The sequence below is a fragment of the Micromonospora sp. AMSO1212t genome (assembly GCF_008868145.1).
Lineage (GTDB): Bacteria > Actinomycetota > Actinomycetes > Mycobacteriales > Micromonosporaceae > Micromonospora > Micromonospora tulbaghiae.
In genome coordinates this window covers 1-8,887 of record NZ_WBKS01000177.1, presented here as the reverse complement: position 1 = coordinate 8,887, position 8,887 = coordinate 1, and the positions used below count along the sequence as shown (strand labels likewise).

At 74.3% G+C, this 8,887-nt stretch carries 9 protein-coding genes; 7 read left to right on the top strand and 2 right to left on the bottom strand.

The features are described from left to right. Window positions 1-448: 448 nt before the first annotated feature. The gene (locus tag F8279_RS27755; protein WP_151501516.1) at window positions 449-958 is read left to right on the top strand and encodes an NUDIX domain-containing protein; all 510 of its coding nucleotides are present in this window, start codon (window positions 449-451) and stop codon (window positions 956-958) included. A 56-nt stretch (window positions 959-1,014) separates the two neighbouring features. Here F8279_RS27755 and F8279_RS27750 read toward each other — a convergent pair whose 3' ends face one another. Then, window positions 1,015-2,181: an LLM class flavin-dependent oxidoreductase gene (locus tag F8279_RS27750; protein WP_151501515.1), complete on the bottom strand. Its 1,167-nt coding sequence runs from the start codon at window positions 2,179-2,181 to the stop codon at window positions 1,015-1,017. Window positions 2,182-2,324: 143 nt separating this feature from the next. On the opposite strand from F8279_RS27750, the gene F8279_RS27745 reads away from it, so the two are divergent. From F8279_RS27745 to F8279_RS27720, 6 genes are all read left to right on the top strand, one after another. Further along, window positions 2,325-3,299 (top strand): sulfonate ABC transporter substrate-binding protein, encoded by a 975-nt coding sequence (locus F8279_RS27745; protein WP_151501514.1) that lies wholly within the window; start codon window positions 2,325-2,327, stop codon window positions 3,297-3,299. Beyond that, window positions 3,296-4,132 carry an ABC transporter permease gene (locus tag F8279_RS27740; protein WP_151501513.1) on the top strand — a complete coding sequence of 279 codons (837 nt, stop codon included), beginning with the start codon at window positions 3,296-3,298 and terminating at the stop codon, window positions 4,130-4,132. Before F8279_RS27745 ends, F8279_RS27740 begins: the two co-directional genes overlap by 4 nt. Beyond that, complete coding sequence (locus tag F8279_RS27735; RefSeq protein WP_151501512.1) at window positions 4,105-4,830, top strand: ABC transporter ATP-binding protein; 726 nt, start codon at window positions 4,105-4,107, stop codon at window positions 4,828-4,830. The genes F8279_RS27740 and F8279_RS27735 overlap by 28 nt, the downstream gene beginning before the upstream one ends. 16 nt (window positions 4,831-4,846) lie before the next feature. After that, window positions 4,847-6,253, top strand: coding sequence for a selenium-binding family protein (locus F8279_RS27730; RefSeq protein ID WP_151501511.1), 1,407 nt, complete (start codon window positions 4,847-4,849; stop codon window positions 6,251-6,253). After that, entirely contained in the window at window positions 6,250-6,888 is a 639-nt protein-coding gene (locus F8279_RS27725; protein ID WP_151501510.1) for a hypothetical protein, read from the top strand. The genes F8279_RS27730 and F8279_RS27725 overlap by 4 nt, the downstream gene beginning before the upstream one ends. Before the next feature lie 83 nt (window positions 6,889-6,971). After that, window positions 6,972-8,255 carry a sulfite oxidase gene (locus F8279_RS27720; RefSeq protein WP_151501509.1) on the top strand — a complete coding sequence of 428 codons (1,284 nt, stop codon included), beginning with the start codon at window positions 6,972-6,974 and terminating at the stop codon, window positions 8,253-8,255. 7 nt (window positions 8,256-8,262) lie between these two features. On the opposite strand, the gene F8279_RS27715 is transcribed toward F8279_RS27720, so the two are convergent. After that, the gene (locus F8279_RS27715; protein ID WP_151501508.1) at window positions 8,263-8,805 is read right to left on the bottom strand and encodes an RNA 2'-phosphotransferase; all 543 of its coding nucleotides are present in this window, start codon (window positions 8,803-8,805) and stop codon (window positions 8,263-8,265) included. Window positions 8,806-8,887 lie beyond the last annotated feature (82 nt).

Genomic DNA, 8,887 nt, shown 5'->3' with positions numbered 1-8,887 from the left:
CGCCCCCAGCCCTCGCCGATCTTGCAGTTCGGGCCCCTGTAATGCCCGTCTTCACCTGGATTGCGGGCCACCAAAGTGCAAGGTCGGTGAGGCTACCGGGACATGCTGGACAGTTGATGTTCGCCCGGCGAGCGAGGGGCCGCGGTCGCGTCCCTTGCCCGATCGCCCTCGCGACTCTCGCCGGGCTCTTGGAGATCTTGGTACGAGAGGGCCCCATGGGGGCCCTCTCGTACCAAGATCTCTCTGCATCTCAGAAGGCGGAACCCGCTTCCCTCGATGTGGTAGGCCGCCTCGCATGGCGGGCAGGAGGCGGGCTCCGGACGAATGCGGGGACGGGCGGCGCGCGTGGCGAGGCGGTCAACGCCGGCGCGGAGGGCCGCTGGGGACGGAGACGGCCCGAGGGGTGACGCCTGACCTGGGGCCGGGGGTGCGGGTAACGTGCTGCGGCGTGACCGCGTACTCGCACTGCTCGTTCTGCGGCGCGGCCTACCCGGCGGGCGCCGGGTGGCCGCGCGTCTGTTCCTCCTGCGGCGAGACGGTGTGGCGCAATCCGCTGCCGGTGGCGGTTGCGGTGCTGCCGGTCCGCACGCCGCAGGGGCTCGGCGTGGTGGCGGTGCGCCGCGACATCGAACCGGCCCGGGGGCAGCTCGCGTTGCCGGGCGGCTTCATCGAGTACGGCGAGGAGTGGTCCGATGCGCTCGTCCGTGAGCTGCGCGAGGAGACCGGGCTGCGGGCCGAGGCCGGCGAGGCGCGGCTGTTCGCGGTGCACGGCGCACCGGCGGGCGGCACCATGATGGTCTTCGGCGTGCTGCCCGAGCGGCCGGTCGGTGACCTGCCGCCGTCGGCGCCGACCGAGGAGGCCACCGAGTGGCTGGTGCTCACCGATCCGGTCGAGCTGGCCTTCTCCACGCACACCCGGGTGCTGGCCGACTTCCTCGCCGGGCAGCGCCCGCTCTGACCGAGGCGACCCGGCCAACGCCCGGCACGCTCAGCGCGGTAACGGGCGCGACGCGGTCAGCCGCGCGCCGGGACGGGCTGGGGTGAGAACGGCACGGCGGCCGGCACCTCGATCTCCGGCTCACCGGCCGGGTGCCGCCACAGCCCGCGCCGACGCAGGATCGGCAGCACGCCCTCGCCGAACCAGTACGCCTCCTCCAGGTGCGGGTGACCGGAGAGGATGAACTCGTCCAGGCCGAGCGCGTGGTACTCGGCGATCCGGTCGGCGACCTCGGTGTGGCTGCCGACCAGTGCGGTGCCCGCGCCGCCGCGTACCAGCCCGAATCCGGCCCACAGGTTCGGCGAGACCTCCAGTCCGTCGCGGGAGCCGCCGTGCAGGTCGAGCATCCTCCGCTGCCCCTCCGACTCGCTGCGCCGCAGACCCTCCTGCACCGCACGCACGTCGGCCTCGGGGATGCCGTCGAGCAGCTTGCGCGCCTGGGCCCACGCCTCCTCGGCGGTGTCGCGGCTGATCACGTGCAGCCGGATGCCGTACCGCAGCTCCCGACCGGCCTCGGCGGCGAGCCCACGGATCCAGTCCAGCTTGCCGGCCACCTGCGCGGGCGGCTCGCCCCAGGTCAGGTACACGTCGCTGTGGCGTACCGCCACCGGCCCGGCCGCGCCGGACGACCCGCCGAAGTAGACCGGCGGCACCGGGTCGGGCACCCGGCCGAGCCGGGCGCCTTCGACCCGCACGTGGGCGCCGTCGTGGTCGACCGTCTCACCACGCCACAGCGCTCGCACCACGTGCAGGAACTCGTCGGTACGCGCGTAGCGGCCGTCCTTGTCCAGGAAGTCGCCGTACGCGCGCTGCTCGGCGGACTCGCCGCCGGTGACCACGTTGAGCAGCAGCCGCCCGCCGGACAGACGCTGGAACGTGGACGCCATCTGCGCGGCGAGGGTGGGTGAGAGCAGGCCGGGCCGGAACGCGACGAGGAACTTCAGCCGCTCGGTCACCTCGGTGAGCATGGCGGTGGTCAGCCAGGCGTCCTCGCACCAGGCGCCGGTGGGGGTGAGCGCGCCGGCGAAGCCGAGCTGTTCGGCGGTGCGGGCGATCTGCCCCAGGTACGCCACACTGGCCGGCCGCGCGCCACCCGCCGTGCCGACCGGTACGCCGTGACCGCCGCCCACGATGTCCCGGCTGTCGCCGTAGGTCGGCAGGAACCAGTGGAAGGTGAGCGACATGGTGTACCTCCGGTGCGCTGTCGGACGGGTCGCCTCCTGAGTGGTGGGACGACCACGCCGACACCCTACCCATAAAACCTATCGGGTTGGTAGGTTGCTGTCGCCCGTCGATGCCGGGCTCTTCCCCTCCCCGAGGAGTCGTCATGCGTACCCCCAGATCGCGCCGTCGGCCGGTGGCCGCGCTGCTCACCACCCTCGCGCTGCTCGCCGCGACGGCGCTGACGGCCTGCGGCGGTGAGGCGGCCGACGCGAGCGGCGGCGGCAGCGACGCCCCGCTGCGCATCGGCTACCAGCGCTTCGGCGGGCTCAGCCTGGTCAAGGCGCGCGGCGACGCGAAGAACGTCACCTGGTCGCTGTTCGAGAGCGGGCCGGCCCTGACCGAGGCGCTGAAGGCCGGCTCGATCGACGTCGGCCAGGTCGGCGAGGCCCCGCCCGTGTTCGCCGCGGCCGGGAAGATCCCGTTCTCCGTCGTCGGCACATCCCAGCCGATCCCGCAGGGCGAGGCGGTTCTGGTCAAGGCGGACAGCCCGTATCGTGGATTCGCCGACCTGCGCGGGAAGACGGTCGCGCTGAACAAGGGCTCCAACGTGCACTGGCTGCTGGTGAAGCTGCTGGAGGCGAACCGGATGACGCTCTCCGACATCAAGGTGAAGTACCTCAAGCCCGCCGAGGGGCGGCCCGCGTTCGACAACGGGCAGGTCGACGCCTGGATCATCTGGGACCCCTACTTCGCGCTCGCCGAGCAGCCGGGCGTACGCGTGCTGGCCGACGCCACCGGCCTGGCCGGCAACCGCGAGTACGTGCTGGCCGCGCCGGACGCGGTGAAGAACCGCACCGATGACGTGCGGGCGTTCCTGAACACGTACCGGCAGACCACCGACTGGGGCATCGCCCACCCGACCGAGCGGGCCGCCATCCTCGCACCCGAGCTGAAGATCCCGCTCGACGTGACCACCCGGGCGCTGGCCCGCAGCGCCAAGCCGCTCGCCCCGGTCACCCCGGAGATCGGCGCGGAGTTGCAGGCCATCGCGGACAGCTTCGTGGAGCTGAAGCTCGTGCCCGGACCGGTCGACATCGCCGGGCGGGTGGACGGCCGGTTCAACGAGGCGTTCCAGTGAGCGGTCCGGCGCTGGCCGAGGCGACCGCTCCTGTCGTACCCGATCGGGCGACGCCGCGGCGGTCGCGGGCCCGCGTCTCGCGGCGGTGGCGGCGCGCGGTGAGCCCGGTCGTGCTGGTGCTCGGCTGGGAGGTCGCCGCGCGGACCGGGCTGCTCGCCCCGGAGAAGCTGCCGGCGCCCAGCGCGGTGCTTGCGGCCGGGTGGCGGCTGGCCCGCGACGGCACACTCGGTGTGCACCTGCTCGACTCGCTCACCCGCGCCGCGCTCGGCCTGCTCATCGGCGGCGGCCTGGCGCTGGTGCTCGGCGCGGCGGCGGGGCTGCTGCGCCTCGGCGACGACCTGGTCGACCCGCCGGTGCAGATGGCCCGGATGCTGCCGCACCTGGGCCTGGTCCCGTTGCTGATCATCTGGGTCGGCATCGGCGAGTCGCTGAAGGTCACCCTCGTCGCGCTCGGCGCGTTCTTCCCGATCTACTTCAACACGTACGCCGGCATCCGCGACATCGACGAGCGGCTGGTGGAGGCGGCGCGTACCTGCGGCCTCGGCGCGGCGGCCCGGCTGCGCCACGTGGTGCTGCCCGGCGCGCTGCCGGCGCTGTTCCTCGGGCTGCGGCTGGCCATCGGCGCGGCCTGGCTCAGCCTGGTCGTCGGCGAGCAGGTGAACGCGCAGACCGGCGTCGGGTTCCTGATGATGGAGGCGCGCGAGTTCAGCCAGACCGACGTGGTGGTGCTCGGCCTGCTCATCTACGCGCTGCTGGGCCTCGCCTCCGACCTGCTCATCCGGTATGCGGAGAGGAGGACGCTGGCGTGGCGACGCGGACTGCGCGCGACCTGACCGGGCCGGTGCTCACCGCACGCGTGGTGACCCGGTCCTTCGGCCCGGCCGTGGTGCTGGCCGGGGTGGACCTGACCATCGCCGCCGGGGAGACGGTGGCACTGCTGGGCGGCAGCGGCTCCGGCAAGAGCACGCTGCTGCGCGTGCTCGCCGGGCTCGACGGCGACGCGGGCGGCGAGCACGCGGTGCACGGCACGGCCGCCGTGGTGTTCCAGGAGCACCGGCTGCTGCCGTGGAAGCGGGTAGCAGGCAACGTGGCGCTCGGCCTGACCGGGCCGGACGTGGGCGAGCGGGTCGGCCGCGCGCTGGCCGAGGTGGGGCTCGCCGACCGGGGCCGGGCCTGGCCGGCGGAGCTGTCCGGCGGCCAGGCGCAGCGGGTCGCGGTGGCCCGCGCGCTGGTCCGCGAACCGGACCTGCTGCTGCTGGACGAGCCGTTCGGCGCGCTCGACGCGCTGACCCGGCTGCGCATGCAGGGGCTGCTGCGGCGGCTGCGCGCCCAGCACGGCTTCGCCGCGCTGCTCGTCACCCATGACGTGGAGGAGGCGCTGCTGCTGGCCGACCGCGTCCTGCTCCTCGACGACGGCGTGATCGCCGAGGAGGTGCCGGTACGCCTCGGCCCGTCCCCGAGCCCCGACGACCCGGCCCTCGGCGCGCTGCGCCGCCACCTGCTCGACCGTCTCGGCGTACCCGCCGGCTGACCGCGATGGAGAACCGATGACCCGCTGGACGCCCGATCCGACCTTCTACCCCTCCCCCACGCTCGCCGGGACCGCGCCGCCCGAGAAGCTCGCCTACGTCGCCGCGTTCGACCGCGCCGGGCAGCGCCCCGACGCCATCGCGGTGCTCGACACCGACCCGGACTCCGGCTCGTACGGCCGGGTGGTGGGCTGGACCGAGCTGCCGAACACCGGCGACGAGCTGCACCACTTCGGCTGGAACGCGTGCAGCAGCGCGCTCTGCCCGACCGCACCGCACCCGCACGTGGAACGCCGCTACCTGATCGTGCCGGGCCTGCGCTCGTCCCGGATCCACGTGCTGGACACCAAACCCGACCCACGCCGGCCGAGCCTGGTCAAGGTGATCGAGGCGGAGGAGCTGGGCGAGCGCGCCGGGTACTCCCGCCCGCACACGGTGCACTGCGGGCCGGACGGCATCTACGTCTCCGCCCTCGGCGGCGCGGACGGGCAGGAAGGGCCCGGCGGCATCGCCGTGCTGGACCACACCACGTTCGAGGTACGCGGCGCGTGGGAGGCCGACCGGGGGCCGCAGTTCCTGGCGTACGACTTCTGGTGGCACTACACCCAGGACGTGCTGGTCACCAGCGAGTGGGGCACGCCGTCGATGATCGAGGACGGCATCGTCGGGGAACTGCTGCTGGGTCGCAGGTACGGGCACGCGATCCACTTTTGGGACCTGGCGAAGCGCCGGCACGTGCAGCGCGTCGACCTCGGCGACCAGTACCAGATGCCGCTGGAGCTGCGCCCCGCGCACGACCCGACGAAGTCGTACGGCTTCGTCGGCGTGGTGATCAGCGTCGAGGACCTGTCCGCCTCGATCTGGCTGTGGCACCGCGACGGCGACGCCTGGGCGGTGACCAGGGTGATCGACATCCCGGCCGAGCCGGCCGACCCGGCCGACCTGCCGGACCTGCTCAAGCCGTTCGGGGCGGTGCCGCCGCTGGTCACCGACATCGACCTGTCGGTGGACGACCGGTTCCTGCACGTGTCCTGCTGGGGCACCGGCGAACTGATCCGCTACGACGTCAGCGACCCGTTCCACCCGGTACGCGTCGGCTCGGTGCGCCTCGGCGGCATCGTCAACCGCACCCCGCACCCGGCGTTCCCGGACGAGCCGCTGGCCGGCGGGCCGCAGATGGTGGAGATCAGCCGCGACGGCCGCCGCGTCTACGTCAGCAACTCCCTCTACGGCGCCTGGGACGACCAGTTCTACCCCGACGGGGTGGGTGCCTGGGTGGCGAAGCTCGACGTCGACCCGGAGCACGGGGGCCTGGTGCCGGACCCGCGGTTCTTCCCGCGCGGGGAGGAGTTCCGCGGCCTGCGCGTGCACCAGACCCGGTTGCAGGGCGGCGACGCCTCGTCCGACTCGTACTGCTTCCCGTGACCGGCGCGACCTGGGCGGCGCTGGCCGGCCTCGGCGCGTTCCACGGCCTGAACCCGGCGATGGGGTGGCTGTTCGCGGTGGCCCGGGGCCTGCAGGAGCGCCGCCGGGTGGCACTGCTGGCGGCCCTGCCACCGATCGCGGCCGGTCACCTGGCGTCGGTGGCGGTGGTCGCCGCCCTGGTCAGCGCGACCCGGTCGGTGACGGCGAGCACGGTGGTCGTGGTGGCCGGCGGGGTGCTGCTCGTCGGGTTCGGGCTGTGGCGGCTGCTGTCCGACCGGCACTTCCGGTGGGCCGGGATGTGGCTGTCGGCGGCGCAGCTCACCGCCTGGTCGTTCCTGATGTCGGCGGCGCACGGCGCGGGCCTGATGCTGCTGCCGGTGCTGCTCGCCGAACCGGCGGCCGGCGCCGGTCCGCACGCCGGGCACCTCGCCGCCGCGCCGGCCGGCGCGCTGACCGGCCTGCTCGCCGCGGCCGTCCACACCGTCGCCATGCTCGCCGTCGCGCTGGTCGTGGCCCTGCTGGTATACGAGGTGCTCGGCGTCGGTGTGCTGCGCCGGGCCTGGTTCAACGTCGACCGGCTCTGGGCCGGTGTGCTCGTCGCGGCCGGGGTGGTGACGCTGATCGGCGCGGCGTGAGCCGTCGTCCCACCTGGGGTGGATCGATGAGAAGTCCTACTGATTGAATAGGAAAGGCAGCGTCGCCCACCCGGAGGTCAGCCGTGAGTCAGTCCCCGTCCTCAGCCGAAGCCGTCCACGACGCCGACCGGAGCCGGCAGTGGCTCGCCGGGCAGGCGCACGGGCCGGGCGTCGACCGCGACCGGCTGCTGGAGGTGGGCGCGGCGATGGCCGCGGTGACCGCCGCCGCCGCGGAGCGTGAGCCGGTCGCGGTGGCGTCCGCGCCGGTCGGCGTCGACCCCGGCGCGCCGATCGTCAAGCCGCTGCCGCCGGAGCTGCTGCGCCCGCTGGACACCAACGCCGAGATGCGCTGGCCGTCGATGGCCGGCCAGGGGTACGTGGTCCCGACCGACCGCTTCTTCGTCCGCAACCACACGGTCACCCCGCACCTGGACGCGGCAACCTGGCGGCTGCGCCTGTTCGGCGACGGCCTGCGCGGCACGCCGACCCGCGACAAGCCGGTCGAGTTCGACCTCGACGAGCTGCGGCGGCTGCCCGCCGAGGAGCACGCGGCGCTGCTGGAGTGCGCCGGCAACGGGCGGCGCTACTTCGCCGAGCAGCAGGACGAGCCCGCCCCGGGCGTGGCGTGGGGACTCGGCAGCGTCGGTGTGGCCCGGTGGCGAGGCGTAAAGCTCGGCACGGTGCTGCGCCTGGCCGGGCTGCGCGACGAGGCGGTCGACGTGATGCCCGAGGGCCTCGACCCGGACTACGTCAGCGGCGGGGTCAACCTCGGCCGGGTACGCCGTCCGATGCCGGTCGCGAAGGCGCTCGACGACGTGCTGCTGGCGTACGAGATGAACGGCGAGCCGCTGCCCGCCGACCACGGTTTCCCGGTGCGGGTCGTGGTGCCCGGCTGGGTCGGCATCTCCTCGATCAAGTGGGTGGGCGCGATCGAGGTCTCCACCACCCCCCTGTTCTCGCCGTGGAACACGCAGTTCTACCGGATGTTCGGCCCCGGCCACCCGGCCGACGGCACAGTGCTCACGGCCCAGCCGGTACGCAGCGCGTTCGAGCTGCCGTGGGACGCCCGGGTGCCGGCCGGCGACGAGGTGCTGCTGACCGGCCGTTCCTGGTCCGGCAACGGCCCGATCGAGCACGTCGAGGTGGACACCGGCGACGGGTGGCGCCCGGCCCACCTGGTCGAGGCCGACCGGGGCGGCGCCTGGCAGCGCTGGACCGCCCGCTGGCGCCCGCCGACCGCCGGCCGGCACGTCCTGCGCGCCCGCGCCACCGACTGCACCGGCGCACGGCAGCCCGACCGGGCCGCCCCGAACGGTCTCGCGTACCTCTTCGACGCCGTGGTGGCCCACCCGGTGACCGCCTGCTGAGGCCCGCTCAGGTGGTGCCGAGGTAGGCCGGCGGCACGGTGTCGGTGAGCCACACCCCGTTCGCCGAGCGGTAGAACAGGTACCCGGCGGCGGCCATCGCCGCCGCGTCCACGGTCAGCACCACCACCGCGCCGCCCCGGCGCGCGCCGACGCGCCGGGCCGTCGCCACATCCGGCGACAGGTGTACGTGATGCCGCCCGCCCCGGCGTAGCCCCTGCGCCCGGATCGCGTCCAGCACGGCCTCGCCGGTGCCGTGGAACAGCCGGGGCGGCGGCGCGGCCGGGGTCAGGCCGAGGTCGACCGGCACCGAGTGCCCCTGGTTGGCGCGGATCCGGTCGGCCCCGTCCGGGCCGGCCTCGACCGCGAAGCGCTGCTTGTCGTTGCCCGCGACCACGGCGTCCAGTTGGGCGCGGCTGATCCGCAGGCCGGCGAGCACGTCCGCGACGGGCACCCAACCCGCCCGGTCGAGTCGCAGGCCGAACGCGTCGGGCCGGTGCCGCAACGCCAGCGACAGCCGCTTGCTCACCAGAACAAGATCGCGATGTTCCACCCGCCCAGTGTGGAGCGACGCCCCTCCCCTGTCGACGCAGTTCCCTCCCGCGCTTCCCTAGCCCGCCCCGCGCCCGTCTCGC

Coding starts and splice junctions, on each gene's coding strand:
- F8279_RS27750 (WP_151501515.1), bottom strand. CDS start 2,181: ATGTCGCTCACCTTCCACTGGTTCCTGCCGACCTACGGCGACAGCCGG.
- F8279_RS27745 (WP_151501514.1), top strand. CDS start 2,325: ATGCGTACCCCCAGATCGCGCCGTCGGCCGGTGGCCGCGCTGCTCACC.
- F8279_RS27730 (WP_151501511.1), top strand. CDS start 4,847: ATGACCCGCTGGACGCCCGATCCGACCTTCTACCCCTCCCCCACGCTC.